Raw genomic sequence first — 18,408 nt, forward strand, 5'->3', positions numbered from 1 at the left:
GTGCGGGCCCGCCACCCCGCGTCGGGGTGGCGGGCCCGTGCTGTGCTGGTGTGCGGTTACGGGTTGGAAATGTTCGCTACCGGGACGGGCAGTGGCAGTGGGGCGGTGCCGAGACTGGGGATGGTCCAGGTCTGGGCGGGTGAGCCGTTGCAGTCGAAGAGCCAGAGCTGTCGGCCGGGCGTTGTGTCATTGTTGCCCAGGTCGATGCAGCGCCCGGAGACGGGGTTGTGGATCGCGCCGTTGGCGCGGGGCAGGAACTGCTGGCTCTTGGCACTCGCGTCACACGTGCGCAGTTCGATCAGTGTGGTGTTCGCGGTGCCGGCTGCGGCGGCGTTGAGGCACTTGCCGTGGATCTGGATCGTGCCGTCGTTGCGGATCTGGAACTGCTGGGCGTTCGTGCCGTTGCAGACAGCGATCTGGATCTTGTTGCCGTCGGTGTCGCGGTCGTAGTCGTTGTCGACGCAATTGGCTGCCGCGCCGGCCAGGTGGATGGGGCTGGATGCGTCGGGGGCGGTGACCGGTGCGGCGTAGGGGTAGACGGCGAGGTTGCTGATGCCGCCGACGAACCCGCTGTCCGTCACATGGGCGGGCTGGCCGTCCTTCTTATAGCGACCCATGACAAGCGGACCGGTGGGGATCTGGCTGGTGCTCGCGGTGTGGTGGCCCGTGCTGGCGAGAGTGCCATTGACGTAGAGACGCATCATGCCGGTCGTGGCGTCGTAGACGGCGGAGATGCGCGTCCACTGGCCGGGGATGAAGCGGACCGCGCTGTTGACGGCGAGGTCGGCCCAGTCGTACATCAGGCCGTCGGTGTCACCGCGGGCGATGGCGAAGCGCCAAGCCTGACCGTTGGGGTCGGCGTAGAGGAGGAAGGCACTGCTGCGAGTGCCGTCCTGGCTGGCGACGATGCCACCATTGGCCGTTGCCGCCTTCGCCCAGGTGGTGATGGTAAAGCTGCTGCGCGTGTCGACGGCCTTGGTGGTGCTGGTGATGCTGGAGGCCTTGCCCGTGAACGCCGCGTGGGTGGTCTCGTGACCTGCAATGGGTTCCTTGGCGAAGGTGACCCCTGCGGAGGTGGCAGGGTTGCTGCCGGCGGGGGCCGTGGCGGCATCGAAACCGACCTCGTCACGAGCCTTGCTACCAGTCAGGCCGGTGAGACCCCACTTGGCTGAGGGACCGTTCAGGTCGCCTAAGGTGACGGGTGAGGTGTCGATGCCGGTGACGGTGGGATTCGGGTTCCCCCCGTCAGGGCGGGTCCCTGTGCCGTGAAAGGAGACGAGCTGCTGATTGGTGTTGACAGCCCACAGGTCGGGGATGCGGTCTTCGCTGATGTCTCCGTTGGAGCCGATACGAGGGTAGGTCTTCGGATCGATCTTGCCCGTGATCAGGCCTGCGGTCGGATCGGTGAACCCGGTCAGGTCGGTGGCGCTCTTGACGGTGAAGGCGTGCAGGGTGCCGCCGTCGGTCTTGGAGCGGGCCCACAGGGTCGGGAAGGCCGTGCCCTGGGCGCGACCCGGGGCGATCAGGTCGTAGCCGTCCCACTTGGTGTCGTTCCCCGACAACAGGATCGCCTGCGGTGCGAACACCTTATTGACACCGGAGGGGGTGGCGAGCCACAGGCGTCCGTTCTCGACGAACAGCAGGGACGTCTGAGGCAGAGTTACACCGGATTCACCGGTGACTCCGCCGACTGCCGCGATCTGTGTCACCTTGGACCAGTCGGTGCCATAGCCATTGGTGGCGCAGGGAATGACTGTTGTCTTGTCTGACTTCAGGCAGCTGGTGGGCTTGGTGATGCCGGTGGCTGCCTGGCCGTCGAACCAGCCGCCGTTGCCGTCATTGTCGTAGACGTACAGGTGCGGGCTGCCGCTCTGGTGGGCGAAGAGGTCGTCGACGCTCTTGTAGCCGAGGCTGCCGCGGTGGCTGATCTGGATTGCGTTCCAGTTCCCGCTGTTGCCGGGCGCGGTGACCATCTTGGCGCGGGGCGCGCCGTAGGGGTCTTCGCCGCCGCCGATCTTGCGAAGATCACCTGCACCGCCGGGCAGCAGGATGTCAGGCTTGTGGTCTCCGTTGATGTCACCGAAGACGGACGAGCCGGCGTCGGGGTTGGAAGGTGCGTAGTAGCTGTAGACGAACGGCTGGGACATGTTGCCCGCGTTGTCCTGGGTCTGCAGGTAGACGTAGTTGGTGCCCCAGCGGGGCGGCGTGATGCTGATGTCGGCCTTGCCGCCCGTCAGCTTGACGATGCCCGCTGCGGTGTCGGTGCACTTCCAGCCGGTGGCGGCCGCCTTGACCGGGTCGGTAGTCCACCGCGCGCAGGCCAGACCGGAGGTCCGGCCGCCGCCAATGGGGGCGGGGTCGGTGCCGGTGAGCGTGAAGGTGCCGGGTTGTCCTGCGCGCTTGGGGTGGGCGCCGATGGTGCCGGAGGCGGGGAAGTCGGTGGAGGTGATGGTCGCGGTCGGCGGGGTGCGGTCGACGCGGAAGAAGCACATTTCGGTGTTGGCGCTGGTGAGCGTGCCGTCTGTGGTGCGGGCCTGCCAGCCGTACTGGTGTCCGTCGGTCAGCGGCCCGATGTCGACGGTGACGGCGCCGTAGCTGCTCTGCCATCCGGTCTCGGCGTACTTGGTCTCACCGTTCTTGTCGTCGTCCCAGTACTGGAACGCCGTCCAGAGCTGCTGGCCGGTGGCCGAGTAGGTGGAGGTCGTCAGGGTGATGTTGTTGTTGGCGCCGACCCAGCCGGGGTTGTCCCACGGGTTGGTGGTGCCGGGGGTGCGGCAGTCGGCGTAGGAGGCGGTGTCGGCGAAGCCGGGCGTGGGTGCCGCGCGGGGCCACCAGACGGTGGGCTGGATGTCGTACTCGACCACGATGTGCGGGGTGTTGGTGAACCGCTGACGGTAGTACTTGTTGTACTCGTCGTCGGGCGCGAGGCCGAGGGTGATGGTGGGCCACTTGTTCGCGACCGCGGTCTTCACCAGGTCCTTGACGCCGAACTGGATGTCGCCCGACCCGGACATGCTCACGGTGCCGATCTTGCCGCAGCCGCCCATGCGCGAGTTCTTGTCACAGGGCTGGCGGTTCCAGCTGGTCGGGTTGCCGATGTAGCCGGTGGAGTACAGGCCCATCGGGGTGACCGTGCTGGGGCTGGAGGAGGACACGACATCCGCGTAGAACGTCGCGTTGATGACCTCGGCACCGTGGAGACGGGAGTCCACGCCGATCTGGAAGTAGGCGCGCGAGCGGCCCTCCCTGTCACACGGCGGGTTGCCCACGATGTAGCCGCAGTAGCCGGCGGCCGGCTTGTCCTGGCCGTACTGGGTGCCGTTGAACTCGTTCGTGTCCGGGAACGCCTCCTGGACTTGTGCCCAGGCCTGGTTGGCATTGTCGAGGGTCGGGTTCCAGCCCGGGTCGATGTACCACGGACCGGTGCCCTGGCCGAGGAGCGTTGCGTCGGGGACGAGCTGGATGCCCTTGGCGTCCACGGTCGTGGCGATGCTCTGGACGCTGGCCCCGGTGCCGGGACCGTCGGTGCTCGACGGCGTCACGGAGGTCTCGGTCAGCGCGGACCGGGCGGCTTGGGTCTGCGCCGACTTCATAAGCGGGGCAGGCGCGGGGGCCGCCGAGCCGGCCGAGTCCCACATGAGCGGGGTCGGGGCCGAGAAGCGGGTCTTGCCCTGGCCGTCGGCGGCCTTCAGGTTGCCGGCACTGTCCGCGCTCACCGTCAGGCCGTCGGCCTCGACCGCGAGTTGCAGTTTCTTGACGGCGGGGTTCGCCGCGGCCTCCGGGGTGCGCACGATCAGGACCTGGCGCCAACCGCCGAGCGTGGTGGCGCTGAGCTCTAGGTCCACGCCCGGCAGGACGGAGGCGTACAAGGCGCTGTCGCCGTTGAGCGTCGGCTTCGGCAACGGGAAGGGCGCCTTGAGGGACAGCTTCTTGCCGTCCGTCGTGGTCATCGTGGCCATCGGGCCCGTGCCGCCGCCGGAGAGGCTGAGTGCGGATGGAACGGCCGCCGGGGAGACGGTGCCGTCGGCGTTGGCGCGAAGCGTGGCGTCGACGCCCTTCCACGTGCCCGAGGCGGTCTTGACGCGCTGCGGCACGGGCGAGGTGTCGGTGCTGAGCGATCCGGTCGACGTGGCGAAGGTCTGCGCATTGGCCGTCGTCAGGTAGTCGATGAGCACCGGCTTGCCGCTGCTCTTGGCCTGTGCTTTCGCGGCGTCAACAGCCGCTGTCAGGGCTGCGTTGGGGTTCGTGCCGGGGACGGGCCACGCGCTGTCGGCGGGGCCATGTCCGCGGGTGTCTTCGGCGTAGGCAGGCGGGCCTGCGAGCAGTGTGCCACCAAGGGCAAGCAACACGGCCCCGGCAACGGGGAGCGTGAGCGAGTCGGCGGCTCGCCGTCTGCGTCGGACCCCGGGGCCGGAATGGGATGAACGGATGGCTGGCCTCATGGGCGAGGGTCCTCGCTGTCGGCAGAAATGAACAGAAGTCAGGCGCACATTTGCCTGCCGTTTGCGACGTTGCCAAAGCGTTGAAGATCAAGATGTCCGGATAGCGGCGCGACGTGACACCTTGTCCGGCGAGTGACATCCCCCACCTGAGAAAATCCTTAAAGATCGCTTACCTTTTACACGAAACCTTCATAGGGTGCGGCTGATTCGGACACAACTGTCCGCTTCGTCCGTGTTCTTTCTCTGTGGGGGATCCTGTTGTTCCATCGGGGTGGCTTCGCCGTGCGCTCACAGCGCAGGCGGGCGAGAGTCGCGGTGGTCGCCGCACTCGCTGTCGTCGTATCAGGGCTAGGGCTTCCAGCAGCCCAAGCAGCCAACAAACCGCCGAAGGTGTGGGTGCCGCCGAAAACGGCCCTGCCCAACGCGAAGGCAGTCAAGGGCTCCAGCGCCAAGACCGCCGCCAAGGAGACCTCCACCGGCAAGGCGTGGAAGCCCGCCAAGGCGAAGACCCCCAGCGGTTCCAACCGGGTTGAGATCAGCAGGCCGCCGGCCGGCCGTCCCGCCGACCCGTCGAAGACCCGCCAGGCAGGCGAGCTGCCGGTGGAAAGACGGCGAACCGCTCCACGCCCCTGTCCGAACTCGCCACCTCTGCGGCCCCGCCCACCACGGGCAGCGTCAACGTCGAGGTCAAGGACGCCAAGACCACCAGCGCCGCCGGCGTGAACGGCGCACTGATCGCCCTCACCGAGCCCGTCGGCGCCGCCGCATCGGGCAAGGTCGAGCTCGCAGTCGACGCCTCCACCTGGGCCAAGAACGCCGGCGCCAACTGGGGGGCCCGCGCCCGACTGGTCCAGCTGCCCGCCTGCGCCCTGACCACACCGGGCGCACCGGGCTGCACCAGCCGCAAGCCCCTCCCCGCACACCGCGACGCGTCCGGCCGTCTCGTCGCCGAGATCGACATGCCCAAGCGGCCCGCGGCGCAGACGCCCGGGCTGACGGGGCAGAGCGACGCCAAGGCGGCTCTCGCAGCGGCACCGCAGATGCTGGCGCCGCAGAACGTCCCTGTGGGCGTGGAGCCGGGTCCGTCGAGCAACCTCGGCGACTACTCCGCGACACCGCTTCTGCCGTCGGCCTCCTGGCAGGCCGGGGCGAACGCCGGCAACTTCACCTACGGCTACACCGCCGAGATCCCGTCCGCGATCGCTGGCGCCGCACCGAGCCTGACGCTCGGCTACGACTCCGCCTCCATCGACGGGCGCACCGCGTCGACGAACGCGCAGGCCGGTCTGATCGGTGAGGGCTGGGACTGGCATCCCGGCGCCATCTCCCGCTCGTACAAGGGCTGCAAGGACGCGGGCATCGCGAACTCGGGTGACGAGTGCTGGGCCGGCGACATCCTCTCCCTGTCGATGGCGGGCCACGCGGGCCAGATCGTCCGCGACGACACCACCTGCGAGTACCGCCTGCAGGGTGACGACGGTACGAAGATCGAGCGTCTGACCGGCCAGCGGAACCCGGCCTGGAAGGGCGAGGCCTTCAAGGTCACCACGACCGACGGCACCCAGTACTACTTCGGCTCCAACCGCCTGCCCGGCGGCGACGGCACCGACCCGCAGGCCGACTCCGTCTCCACCGTCCCCGTGTACTTCAACAGCGGCCAGGACAAATGCCTCGGTGCTGCCACCCCGGCCAACGGCACCTGGCAGCAGCTGGGCTGGCAGTGGAACCTCGACTTCGTCGTCGACCCGCACCAGAACCTGACTTCCTACCGCTACGGCCAGGAGCACAACTACTACGCACGTGGCGGCGGCCAGAACAACGGCACCGGCACCCCCACCCTCTACCAGCGGGCTTCCTACCCGACCTGGATCGGCTACGGCCAGCGCCTGCCCGACCAGATCACCGCCAAGGGCAAGGCCAACACCGCAGCGCAGATCAAGCTGGGTATCGAGGACCGCTGCTTCGAGGGAGCCACCGCCTGCGACCCGGCCAAGCGCAAGACCTCCCCTGGAGCGTGGGGTGACACTCCGGTCGACCAGGAGTGCGCGGCCACCGGTCAGTGCCTGAACCTGTCGCCGACCTTCTTCTCCACCAAGCGTCTGGCGAAGATCGAGACCGAGGTCCTCGGCACTGGCGGCTACCGCAACATCGACACCTACAACCTCAAGCAGCGCCTGGAGCCCTCCGGCGACGGCTCCGCGCCGACGCTGTGGCTGGAGTCCATCCAGCGCAGCGCGACCAACGCCCGGCCCAAGCTGGACGTGCCGCCCGTAACCTTCGGCAAGCCGGCGAAGATCCCCAACCGGGTCGACGGGCCGGTCAAGCGCCCCAACGGCACCGAAGCCACCACCTCCCCCTTCCACCGGCCGCGGATCCAGGAGATCACCACCGAGACCGGTGGCCGGATCAACGTCGTCTACAAGGCCCCGGAGTGCTCCCGTGTGAAGGGCACCATGCCCGCCGCCGCGGACAACAACACGATGGCGTGCATGCCGGTCAAGTGGTACCTGCCCGACCAGTCCTTCCCCGATCCGGTCGACGACTGGTTCCACAAGGTCGTCGTCCAGTCCGTCACCCAGCAGGACATGGTCGCCGGCCAGACCACCGTCGTCACCGACTACGAATACGGCGGCGGCATCGCCTGGCACCGCAACGACTCCGAGTTCACCGATTCCAAGACCCGCACCTGGGACCAGTTCCGCGGCTACGCCACCGTCACCACGCGCACCGGCAACGGCAACAGCGCAGAAGCACCGCGCACCAAGTCCGTCGCCACCTTCCTGCGCGGCATGGACGGCGACGTCCTCGCCAACGGCACCAAGCGCACCGTGAACGTGCCGGATGCCCACGGCGGCACCATCAAGGACGAGGAACACCTCTCCGGCTTCGTCCGCCAGACCCAGACCTACGACCGCGACGGCGGCACCGTCATCGCCGACGAGGTATCCACCCCCTGGACCCGAGAAAAGCCCACCGCCACCCGCGCCCAGTCCGGCGGCATGCCCCCCATCACCGCCCGCGTGATGAACACCGGCAAGGTCACCAGCCGCGCCAAACTCGCCGACGGCACCACCTGGCGCGTCAGCGAACGCACCTCCACCTACGACGACACCGCCTTCTCAAGGCCCCTGCAGGTCGACGACAAGAGCGACCTCTCCCGCCCCGACCAGCGCCTGTGCACCACCTTCACCTACGCCGCCGGGGCCGGTGGTGCGCTGACGGAGCTCGCCTCCCGAACCCTGGTTCTCAAGGGCGCCAGCGGCTGCGCGCAGACGCCCACAGCCGCGAACACGGTCGGTGACACGCGCGCCTACTTCGACGGCAAACCCCTCGGACAGACGGGCACGACCGCCGACCAGACCGGCACCGAGGTCCTGGAGAAGTACGACGCCTCCGGTCAGCCGGTCTACCGGCTGAACATCACCTCCACCTACGACGTCTACGGACGCCTGACCACCAGCACCAATCAGCTCCGCAAGGACGCCGCCCACCCGGACGGCGCTGTCAACAAGACCGAGTACAAGTCCCTGCCCAACGCTCTGCCGTACGAGGTCACCCACACCAACCCCCTCGGCTGGAAGACCACCACCACCCTCGACACCGGCCGCGCGCTGCCGATGAAGACCACCGACGAAAACGGCCACGTCGCCGAACGCGGCTACGACTCCCTCGGCCGGGTCGTCACCATCTGGCAGCCGGGGCAGGACCGGACCGTCGATCCGCCGGTCCGCAAGTTCTCATACAGCATGAACGGCGCCAACGCGCCCACGACCGTTCTGAGCCAGACGCTCATGAACGACAACTCGTACATCAACAGCTACACCATCTACGACGGCCTCGGCCGCGTCCGCCAGACCCAGGCCCACACCCCTTCCGGCGCCTACGGCCGGATGATCACCGACGCCCTGTTCGACTCGCACGGCCGCCAGGTCAAGACCAGCGCGCCGTACTACAACGACCAGGCTGCCCCCGGTGGCGCCCTGTTCCTGCCCAACGGCGGAGTCAACCCCGACAGCAAGATCCCGGCGCAGACCGTCTCCGTCTTCGACGGCCTCGGCCGCCCCACCGCCTCCGTCTTCCAGTCCTACGGCATCGAGCAGTGGCGCTCGAAAACCGAATACCCCGGGGCCGACGAGGTCCGCTCGATCCCGCCCGCAGGTGGCTACGCCACGACACGCATCAGCAACGGCACCACCTCGCTCCTGCGCCAGTACAAGAGCAACACCCCCACTGGTGACTACGACGAGACCCTGTACGAGGTCAACACCCAGGGCCAGGAACTGCGGCGCAAGGACTCCGCGGGCAACGAGTGGACCTTCGCCTACGACCTCCTCGGTCGCACGGTGAAGACCACCGACCCGGACTCGGGCACGGCCGAGACGGTTTACGACGACGCCAAGAACCTCGTCACCGTCACCGACGCCCGCGGCAAGAGCGCGACCACCGTCAGCGACCTCCTCGGCCGCACCGTTGCGACGTACGAGGGCAAGGTCGTCGACCCGACCAAGCAGGTCGGCGGCTTCACCTACGACACCCTGCCCAAGGCCCTCGGCAAGCCGGCCACCACCACCCGCTACGTGGGCGGCAAGTCCGGCGCCGAGTACAAGACCGAAGTCACCGGCTACGACAACGGCTACCGGCCTCTCGGCACCAAGGTCACCATCCCCGCCAACGAAAAGCAGCTCGCCGGCACCTACGAAACGAAGAACACCTACGACAAGTACGGGCAGCTGCAGACGACCGACCTGCCGGCCATCACCGCTGCCGGCCTGGCCGCTGAAACGCTGACGTTCAACTACAACATCGCGGGCAGCTTCACTTCCCTCGACGGCACGATCAACTCGGTGATCACGCCGTACGTCGTGAACATGCGCTACGACCCCTACGGCCGTGCCATCCGCACCACCATCGGCGGCACCGGCAAGCAGGTCGTCTCGACGATCGACTACGACCAGGCCACCGGCCGGCCCGTCCGCTCCACCCTGGACAAGCAGACCGCAACGCGGGCCAGCGTCGACGCCGTCGACTACACCTACAACCGGGTCGGGCAGCTGACCTCGATCAGCAACACCCAGGACGGCGCGAGCCGGGACCTGCAGTGCTTCACCCACGACTACCTCGGCCGTCTCACCCAGGCGTGGACCGACACCGGTACCACCACGACGGCGCCGCAGCCGAGCGTCCGTGGTATCGGCGGCTGCGGCAACAGCACCGCACCCGCCTTCGACGGTGCGGGTAAGCCGAGCGTGGGTGGTCCGGCCCCGTACTGGCATCAGTACGAGTACGACAAGATCGGCAACCGCACCAAGCTGGTGAAGAAGGACGTCACCGGCAACTCGGCCAAGGACACGACGGTCACCCAGACCTTCGGCACCGGCCCCAACGCCCCGTCCTCGGACCCGAAGACCGGTGGCGGCACCGGCGGCCCGCACGCCCTGATGAAGTCCACCGAGACCAGCGCGACCGGCACCAAGGTCACCTCCTACACCTACGACGCGGGCGGCAACACCGCCTCCATCACCAGCACACCGGGCACCAAGACCCTGACCTGGAACGACCAGGGCAAGCTCGACAAGATCACCGGAACCGGTGAGAGCGCCGGCACCAGCTACCTCTACGACACCGGCGGCAACCAGCTCATCCGCCGCGATCCGGGCAAGACCACGCTCAACCTCGGCACCGACCAGATCACCCTGGACACCGCCACCGGCAAGGTCTCCAACGTCCGCACCTACGGCGCCCCCGGCGGCCTGTCCATCACCCGCACCACCACCGCGGGAACGTCCAACCTCACCTACCAGTCCTCCGACCACCACGGCACCAACGGCGTCCAGTTCAACGCCGCCGACCTCAACCACGTCCGTCGCCCCGCCGACCCCTTCGGCAACGAACGCGGCACCCAGCCCGCGCCCGGTACCTGGGCGGGCGACAAGGGCTTCGTCGGCGGCACCAAGGAACAAGCCACCGGCTTCACCCTCCTCGGCGCCCGCGAATACGACCCGGCCACCGGCCGCTTCATCAGCCCCGACCCGATCATCGACCCCGGCAACCCACAGCAGTGGAACGCCTACGCCTACGCCAACAACGACCCCATCAACGCATCCGACCCCGACGGCCTGAAGGCCTTCTGCGACAACTTCTCCTCCTGCGCCGCAAACACCCACACCGGAACAATCAGTAACGCCGCCGCATCCACGGCGGCCCACGGAAGCGGCGGTAGCAGCGGTTCGAGCGAGACCTCGAAGGCGCTGACCCAGGCCAACGGGGAGCTGAACAAGGCCAAGAAGCGCCGCGACGCCCTCAAGCACGCCGTCATCGACCTGGTCATGGACCTCATCGGTTACAACGACGCCCGTGACTGCTTCACCAAGGGCGACGTCATGGCCTGCATCAGCACCGCCCTCAACGCCGTCCCCGCCGGGAAGATCGCCAAGGCCCTCAAGGTCGGGATTGAGGCCTACAAGATCTACAAACAGCTCAACAAGGCCTACTCCGCCGTCGACGCCGCCGAATCCAAGGTCAAGCGGGCCATGGAAGCCTTCACCAAGGCCAAGAAGGCCGAGGACGAAGCGTCCACAGCAGCAGCCCAAGCACGCAAATCAGCCGATGAAAAGGCATCGACAGAGACAGCAAGCGACAGCGCCGGCACGCAGTCCAAGGCAGACAGAGGCGACACCGACGCCGAGACGAGCGGCGGGGGGGCGGACGCGCGCTCCGGCGACTCAGGAGCAGCACCGGGGTGCACCAAGCAGAACAGCTTCCCCACCGGCACTCGCGTTCAGATGGCCGACGGGACGAGCAAGGCCATCGAGGACGTCGAGGTAGGCGACAAGGTCCTCGCCACCGACCCTCAGACTGGTGAGACCGCATCCAAGACGGTCACGGCGACCATCATCACCCCGGACGACAAGGAGTTCACCGACCTCACCCTCACCGACGACGCCAACCCCCGGGGCCCGCCGGCCACCCTCACCTCCACCTCCCACCACCCGCACTGGAGCGAAACCCGCCGCCAGTGGCTCGACGCCGGCAAATTCGCCCCGGGTGAGCAGCTCCGCAAGCCCGAGGGCACGACCCTCACGGTCCAAAACACCCGCAACTACCCCAACTCCGTCACCACCCACAACCTCACGGTCGACGACTTCCACACGTACTATGTGCTGGCAGAGGCTACGCCGGTCCTCGTTCACAATTGCGATCTCAGCTACGGCGAAGCCTCAGAGAAGGCGAACCAGGCGCTGGCCGCTGAGCTCGACAAAATGCATTCAACGATGTCTCGCTCCAAGATTCGTGAATTTGCAATGGGGTCCGCCGCTGTCGACCGGAAAACTGGGAACGTAGCAGTCGGCATGAAGAAGACCGGAGATGGCGCCTTCTGCGCGGAGGACATTTGTCGAGCCGATCTTGTCGCCAGAGGCGCGAATCCGGAAGACATCGTCTATAGCGTGCCGCTTCGCCCATTGAAGCGCACCCCTGCCCCTGTGTGTACGCGTTGCGAAAGTCGAACTACTCGTGATCAGTTCGCTCCTGGAACTGAATGGGAGAGTGATCTAGGGTGAAATCGTCCGAAGAGTGGAATTGGGAATCCCTCACGACCCTGAGTATTCCTTCGAACCAGCTTCGACAGCATCTTGGGCGACTGCTCGGGAGTGATGCAGAGGAGCGCAACCGTGCAGGCGGGCTGCTCTACTGCGAGGTCGCTAATCAAGGGCAGCTGTACAGTGCCGCTGCCCCGTGCGTCGACATCATCGCGGAGCACGTAGGGTGCGGAGGGGGCCTTAATTCAGACTCCGTAGCCTTGCTTGAATCGATCCTCAACGCCAGGTCTCGTGGACTCCAAGCGCTAGTTGACGGAGTCTCAGTGGATGTTGCCGAGTATTGCAGAAGAAGAATCCTTGATATCCTTCCGGAGATTCTCCAGAAGGCTGATGGGGAGGACTTTGAGCTGTTCCGAGAGGTCTGCTTTCTGATTCCTCAGCTCGCCGATTCGTCGAATGAGGTTGTTAAGTTCCTCAGTAATTCGATCTCGCGATTCGAAGGTGAATTTCGACGCGTCTCCAGTGAGGCCTTGGAAGAGGCTGAGGAAGTTCTACGCGACGGGCATATGTCCTAATAGTGGCAGCAAGCGATAAGCCCCGCCAGGCATGTCCTGGCGGGGCTTATCCGTGGGGTGACGGCAGTAGCTGACGGCAACGTCAGCGGATGGGGAGAGCGCAGGGCGCCGGGTTGTCACCATCATCGGGTTGGTTGGTGGTCACGGCGGGGTTGTGGAGTGTGCGGCCGAGGAGGTCAATGGCGTCACGTTGGAGGCGGAGTCGGACGTGAGCGTAGACCGTGGCGGTGACGCCGATGTGGGCGTGACCGAGGAGTTCCTTGATCACGACGAGTTCCACGCCCTGCTCGATGAGGAGGGTGGCGGTTGAGTGCCTGAGGTCGTGGAAGCGGATACAGCGGAGCCCTGCCCGATTGAGGAGGGCTCGAAAGCTGCGATTGAGGTTCGCCGGGTCGATCGGCCCTCCTGCCGGCGTGCTGAAGACGAGGCCGTTGTCCCTCCAGCCGTCCGCTGCTACCTCTCGTTCTCGTTCCTGTGCCTCGCGGTGTTCCTTCAATGAGTGGATGCACTCGCTGGGGAGGGCGATGCGGCGTTCGGACGCGCGGGTCTTGGTGGGCAGGGCGGTCAGTCCGCCGGTCTGGGTCCGCTGAAGGGTGCGGCGAATGCTGGCAGTGCCTGTCTGGAGGTCGAGGTCTTCCCACTGGAGTCCGAGGAGTTCGCCCTTGCGGAGTCCAGTGCGGAGGGCGAGTTCGTACAGCGCGAACAGTCGGTCATTGCGGACAGCAGCGAGAAACTGGCGGGCTTCATCTGCCGTGAGCGGTTCGAACCGACGGGGGCGCGGCGTCCCCGTACGGACGTTGCGGGCGACATTGCGCGTGATCTCCTCCTCGCGGACGGCGTGCTCCAGAGCGGACTTGAGGACGGAGTGGGTGTACGCCAGCGTCAGCGGGGAGAGCCGCTTGGAGCAGCACGCTCCGGCGGCGCAGCAACGGGGCTGATCACGGCCGGCATCGATGCTGCGGGCGCAGCACTGGCAGGTGGTGCGGACCTGGTTGAGCCAGGTACGGACGTCTTTGGCGGTGAGCTTGGCGAGCTTCTTCTTACCCAGGCCGGGGACGAGGTACTGGCTGACGCACGCGGTGTAGCGGGTGTGGGTATTCTCGCGGAGCTGGTGGACGGCGACTGCCTCCAGCCAGTACGTCAGGTACGCGCTGACGCTACCCTGCGCGGAGGGTATGGGGACGCCGCGGTTGCTGGTTGCGATCTTCTCGGTGAGCTTGGCGAGTGCGTCCTTGCGGGTGGTGCCGTAGACGCGGATGCGTTTGCGGGTGTTGCCCGGGGCGAGGACGTAGCCGGCGGCTTCCCAGCGTCCGTCCTTGCGCTGGTAGACGGTCCCGTCGCCGTTGGCGCGGACGCGGCGGGAGGGAGTGGCGTCGCGGGGTGTGGTCATCAGGCGGCGGCTTCCTGGTCGAGGCGGGTGCGGATGAAGTCGGTGAGGGCGTGAGTGGGGATGCGGCGGGCGCGGCCAAGGGTGATCGAGGCAAGCTGCTGAGTCCGGAGCAGGTCGTAGACGGCTGAGCGGCCGAGCTGGAGGCGGGCCATGACCTGGGGCACGGTCAGCAGTTCTTGCGACGCGCTCGGCGCCTGACGGGGTGCGGTGGGTGAGTACGAGGTCATCGGCAGCCCTCTTCCGATACGAATTGCCGTTCCAGTTGCCTGCGGTGCCAGACGGCAGCAGCGAGGAGTCCGGCGCCGGGGCTGTAGCCCGAGCCGTGGTAGGCCCAGTGGCCGACGACGAGGGTTGTCGTCGGGTCGAGGTCGGGCAGGCCGGTTTGGGCACGAGCCTGCTCAGTGCGCCAGGTGCGGCGGGCGTCGCGGAGCGCGCCGAGGGTGACGGAGTAGCAGCGGGACTTGGTGGAGAAGTGGCCACGGAAGCCGAGCATGTGCGCCCACTTCCAGAGCTTGAGGGCGGCGAACTCCGGCAGCTTGCCGAGCTCCCAGCAGGTGCGGATCATCTGCCGCACGTGGCGTGCGACAGCGAGTCGGGGCAGGGGGCGGGCCTGTCCGGTGCCACTACAGGCGGTGCACGGGAGCGGGGTTCCGTGCGGCAGGAGGGTGGCGCCGCGTCCCTGGCAGGGGCGGCAGAACAGGGCGCGGTCGAGGGTGCCGGAGGCGTCGGCGGACTTGGTGGCGTACTTGGCCACGTAGGCGGCGACGGCCTGGTCGGTCAGTTCGTCGTCGGTGCCGAAGGCGGCGATCTCGCGTACGTCGAGCTGTTCGCCCCAGGCGAGTTCGCGTTCCCCGATCGCGTCCGACACGACGGTTACACGGACGCGGGCGGCAGCAGCCCGGATGGCATCGGCGAGCAAGGTGACGGTCGCGGACGGCGGTGGGGGCTGGGTGCTGCCGTCCGGTCCGTCGAGCCGGATGATGGCGTGGAAGTGGACCAGGCCGCGCTTCTGGTACTCGGCGACCTTGGCGAAGGAGACCCGCAGGACGGCGCGGGCGGCCTTCTGGGTGAGGCCGAGCCGGGCGGCGATCTCGCGGCGCAGGTAGATCGCGAAGCGGGCCCACAATGCGGAGGCGTGGGCGTTGAACAGGACCGCGCCCGCGTAGTCGTAGGTCTTCGGGTTCAGGGGTGTGCCGAGCAGGGCATCCGTCGGCTCGTGGAGCTTGCCGCAGTGGCAGGGGCGGGGCCCGCCATTCGTGCTGGTGGGGCGGTTGTGGACGGGGCCGAACGAAGGGGCGGTGAGCGTGGCGAAGACGCGGGGGTGGGTGCGGACCGTGTCGGGGACGGTCTTGCCACCGGTCAGGCCGGCGCGGATGAGGTGGTAGGTGTCGGCGGCGTAGATGCGGGAGCAGGCCGGGCAGCGGGAGGAGCGGCGGTTGCCGCACGTGGTGAGCAGGGTGCCCGTGGGTTCGTCGGAAGTGGTGCACGAGCGCAGTACCTCACCGTTCGTCGTGTCGACGGTGGTGGTGTGGCCGGTCAGGCGTACGGGCTCGGTGCAGCCGCCGAGGCGTTCGATCTGCTGCTGTGCGCGGTCGAAGTCGGGCTCGTTGACGAGGTGGAGCAGGTCCCGTACGGCGGGGCTTGCCACGTGGCGCAGGTCCAGGGTGACCATGTCGGGGCGATTCCCTTCTGTCGGGGTGGGTGGCCCCGAGCAGCCGCCGTCCTGGCAAGGGGCGTATTGGTGCTGCTCGGGGCATGACGAACCGGGCCCATCGGTGGGCGTGGGGTTCAGGCGGGTGATCCGGCCTACGGCCGGGGCTCAGAGCTGAGCGAGCGCGGCGGTGGCCACCGGCAGGGCGACGCCCATGCGCGTTGCCAGCTGGGCGGCGGTGATCGACGCTCCGTGGTCCGCGTCGTGGTTGTCCGCGATGTGCCGGGCTGCGTCGAGCAGTGCGGCGGGCAGGGACGGACGGGAGCCGCTTACGGCCGTCTTGGAAGCCGAGGCCGGGGCCGGTGTGGGTGCCTCGGTCACCGAGGGCACGACGGCCGGGGCCGTGGCGACGGGGAGCGGCTCAAGGGCCGGGGTGACGGGAGCGCTGGTGGCCGGTGCAGGAGCGGGTGCAGGGTCGGGCTCCGGCTCACTGACGGGGGCAAAGGTGGGGATGGACGCGGTGGTGGCCTCCACGTGCGAGGTGGGGTGGGTGGCGGTGTGGAACTGGGCCAGGAAGGCCGGGCCGACGCGGCCCCAGCCGAGGAGCAGGAGCGGGGCGACGGTGTCCAGGCAGGCCCGGCCGTAGTGACCGGTGAGCAGCGGTTCGGCGGTGTTCAGGGCGAGGGTGAGTACGCCGCACAGGTGCAGCAGGCGGGTGCCGGCCTTCAACTCGTGCGCGGGGACGCCGTGCAGGGCCAGGAACCGCAGTGCGACCAGGAGCCCGACGACGGACAGGTCCACCATGGGGGCGATCAGCGGCGCGATCGGGCGGGGAACGCCGAGCCGCGACGCGAGCGCCCAGACGTTGCCGAAGGAGAAGACGAAGGCCAGGGCCGCGATCACGGCCATGACGGCGGTCACGGTGTGGCGGGTGAATCGTTCCTCCGCCATGTGCGGGGCCTCCTCTCAGACGCGGGATTTCAGGGGCGCTCAGGGCTTGGACAAAGGGACGGGGCCGTCCGACTCGTCGTCGCCGGAGGCGGTCCGGCCGATGGCGTCGAGGAGAGCGTCCAGGCACAGGGCGGGGTCAACGGTCAGGTGGGAAGTGGCTTCCGCGACGCGGGCCGCGTCGTAGTCGGAGACGTACGGGGTGCGGATGCGGGTGTAGCCGGGGCGACCCTGCATCGCCATGACGGCGACGCCGACGCAGGCGGGGTCCTGCAAGGTGACCGGGCTGGCGTCGGGCCAGTTGCGTATGTCGTCACCCAGCGCGGCCACCGCGGCTTCCACCGTCTTCTGCGCGAACGACAACCCGACCGGGCACACGTCGCGGATGAACGTCGGAAGGGCGTCACCAGTGGTCTTCTGGCTGATCAGGATCACCAGCATCCCGACACTGCGGCCCTTCTTGACCAGGTCCTCCACCAGCCGGGCATTCTCCGCCGTCAGCGCGGCCAGGCGCTTGGTCTCGGTATCGCTGCCCTTGTACTCGCGGAAGAACGTGTGCGCCTCATCGATGATCAGGACAACGAGAGGCCACTGCGGTGAGGGGCCGACGTGCCACATGTTCTTCACGCCCAGCACGTCACGGATGGTCGAAGAACGCCGCTTGCGCAGCTCCACCATGCGCTTGAACAACGCGTTCGCTTCGTCCAGGTCGTCACCGCAGAACGCGAACATCCGCTTGACCAGGTCGGCGTAGTCGCCCTCCGAGGCCCTCGATACCTTCCCGTCCGCACCTGCGATCTGTACGGCAGCCGACGGCGCGAAGTCGCAGACGAACTTGTTGATCCCTGAGGTCTTGCCCGAGCCGGGAGTGCCGGCCACGGTCACCCCGGGCACGTTGGCCAGGGAGACGCACACCTGGGCGGCGTACTCGTCCACGCCCAACTCCCAGCGAGTCAGGTCCGTGAGCGGGCGGCAGGTGGGCCGGTGCTCAGTCGGCGTGGTCAAGGGGTCGGAGCGCACGCCCCGGATCACCACCCGGCCCGGGCCGTCCGGCAGGACGGAGACCCGCGTGCACCGCCAGGCGTCCGCCAGGAACCGCGCCGCCTTCTGGTACTCCTCCAGCCCGACCTGCGGCAGGGTCTTGGCCCGTACGATCACGCCGAATCGGTCGGGCTTGACCTTGATCCGGGGCGTCAGCACCCGGGGCGCTGGGGCGGGACCGTCCTTAGACGCGGTGATCTGGGCCAGCAGGCCCGGCGTCTTGTCGGTGACCGTCAGCCCGGCCATCCGCGCCAGCCGCACCCAGCCCCAGCGCACCCGTACGGCCTGCCGCATGCTGACCCGCGTGCCCTTGTCAGCCAGCACGTAGCGCACGACGGTCAGCAGCAGGCACGCACCCGTGAGCACTGCCGCGATCAGCAGCACCTGCGGCGCGTGGTCGGTCAGGTTCCCCAGGTCGAGGCCGGTCACAGGGCCGCCTCCACCACGACCAGCTCAAGGCGGGCGGCGCGGTAGGCGACGCCGTCGGAGAGCTGCCCGTTGAAGATCCGCGCCCACGGGGTCGCGAACAGGTCCACCGGCCGCACCATCGCACCCGGCTTGAGCCCGGCCGCCAGGCCCGACTGCGGGACCGTGATCTTGAGGACCTCGGCCCGGCCGTCTTCCATGAGCATCACGGTCACGGTGTACAGCGACTCGCCGGTCTCGCGGTCGGTGGCGACCTCTCCGGTCTGCTGGTCCTTGATCTTCAGTACCGGCTCGGTGCCCGCGATGCACACCGCCGACGGCAGCAGGGCGACACGGATTCGGGTCATGGCCATGCCATCACATCCTCGTTCGATGGAGCCGCTTGATCGACTCGCCA

At 68.0% G+C, this 18,408-nt stretch carries 9 protein-coding genes; 2 read left to right on the plus strand and 7 right to left on the minus strand.

Annotated features, from left to right (window positions below; genetic code table 11):
* Positions 1-56: 56 nt before the first annotated feature.
* Positions 57-4,175, minus strand: a complete 4,119-nt coding sequence (locus BSL84_RS05305) for a ricin-type beta-trefoil lectin domain protein (RefSeq protein ID WP_075969919.1) — start codon at positions 4,173-4,175, stop codon at positions 57-59.
* Between the two features lie 986 nt (positions 4,176-5,161).
* On the opposite strand from BSL84_RS05305, the gene BSL84_RS37415 reads away from it, so the two are divergent.
* The gene (locus BSL84_RS37415) at positions 5,162-12,001 is read left to right on the plus strand and encodes a polymorphic toxin-type HINT domain-containing protein (protein WP_075969920.1); all 6,840 of its coding nucleotides are present in this window, start codon (positions 5,162-5,164) and stop codon (positions 11,999-12,001) included.
* Entirely contained in the window at positions 11,998-12,555 is a 558-nt protein-coding gene (locus tag BSL84_RS35985) for a hypothetical protein (protein WP_159393505.1), read from the plus strand. Before BSL84_RS37415 ends, BSL84_RS35985 begins: the two co-directional genes overlap by 4 nt.
* An 82-nt stretch (positions 12,556-12,637) precedes the next feature.
* Here BSL84_RS35985 and BSL84_RS05315 read toward each other — a convergent pair whose 3' ends face one another.
* From BSL84_RS05315 to BSL84_RS05340, 6 genes are all read right to left on the minus strand, one after another.
* Positions 12,638-13,945, minus strand: coding sequence for a tyrosine-type recombinase/integrase (locus tag BSL84_RS05315; RefSeq protein ID WP_075969921.1), 1,308 nt, complete (start codon positions 13,943-13,945; stop codon positions 12,638-12,640).
* The gene (locus BSL84_RS05320; RefSeq protein ID WP_075969922.1) at positions 13,945-14,172 is read right to left on the minus strand and encodes a helix-turn-helix domain-containing protein; all 228 of its coding nucleotides are present in this window, start codon (positions 14,170-14,172) and stop codon (positions 13,945-13,947) included. The genes BSL84_RS05315 and BSL84_RS05320 overlap by 1 nt, the downstream gene beginning before the upstream one ends.
* Positions 14,169-15,617 carry a replication initiator gene (locus BSL84_RS05325; protein WP_075969923.1) on the minus strand — a complete coding sequence of 483 codons (1,449 nt, stop codon included), beginning with the start codon at positions 15,615-15,617 and terminating at the stop codon, positions 14,169-14,171. The genes BSL84_RS05320 and BSL84_RS05325 overlap by 4 nt, the downstream gene beginning before the upstream one ends.
* Before the next feature lie 147 nt (positions 15,618-15,764).
* The gene (locus tag BSL84_RS05330) at positions 15,765-16,547 is read right to left on the minus strand and encodes a DUF2637 domain-containing protein (RefSeq protein WP_075969924.1); all 783 of its coding nucleotides are present in this window, start codon (positions 16,545-16,547) and stop codon (positions 15,765-15,767) included.
* A gap of 39 nt (positions 16,548-16,586) precedes the next feature.
* Positions 16,587-18,014 carry an FtsK/SpoIIIE domain-containing protein gene (locus tag BSL84_RS05335; RefSeq protein WP_234363412.1) on the minus strand — a complete coding sequence of 476 codons (1,428 nt, stop codon included), beginning with the start codon at positions 18,012-18,014 and terminating at the stop codon, positions 16,587-16,589.
* On the minus strand, positions 18,011-18,364 hold the full coding sequence (locus tag BSL84_RS05340) for a hypothetical protein (protein ID WP_079273134.1): 354 nt from the start codon (positions 18,362-18,364) through the stop codon (positions 18,011-18,013). Before BSL84_RS05340 ends, BSL84_RS05335 begins: the two co-directional genes overlap by 4 nt.
* Positions 18,365-18,408: the final 44 nt, after the last annotated feature.

The organism is Streptomyces sp. TN58 (genome assembly GCF_001941845.1).
GTDB lineage: Bacteria > Actinomycetota > Actinomycetes > Streptomycetales > Streptomycetaceae > Streptomyces.

Excerpts from the sequence above, each read along its gene's own strand:
- BSL84_RS05315 (WP_075969921.1), bottom strand. The coding sequence starts at position 13,945 with ATGACCACACCCCGCGACGCCACTCCCTCCCGCCGCGTCCGCGCCAAC.
- BSL84_RS05325 (WP_075969923.1), bottom strand. The coding sequence starts at position 15,617 with ATGGTCACCCTGGACCTGCGCCACGTGGCAAGCCCCGCCGTACGGGAC.
- BSL84_RS05340 (WP_079273134.1), bottom strand. The coding sequence starts at position 18,364 with ATGGCCATGACCCGAATCCGTGTCGCCCTGCTGCCGTCGGCGGTGTGC.
- BSL84_RS05320 (WP_075969922.1), bottom strand. The coding sequence starts at position 14,172 with ATGACCTCGTACTCACCCACCGCACCCCGTCAGGCGCCGAGCGCGTCG.
- BSL84_RS05330 (WP_075969924.1), bottom strand. The coding sequence starts at position 16,547 with ATGGCGGAGGAACGATTCACCCGCCACACCGTGACCGCCGTCATGGCC.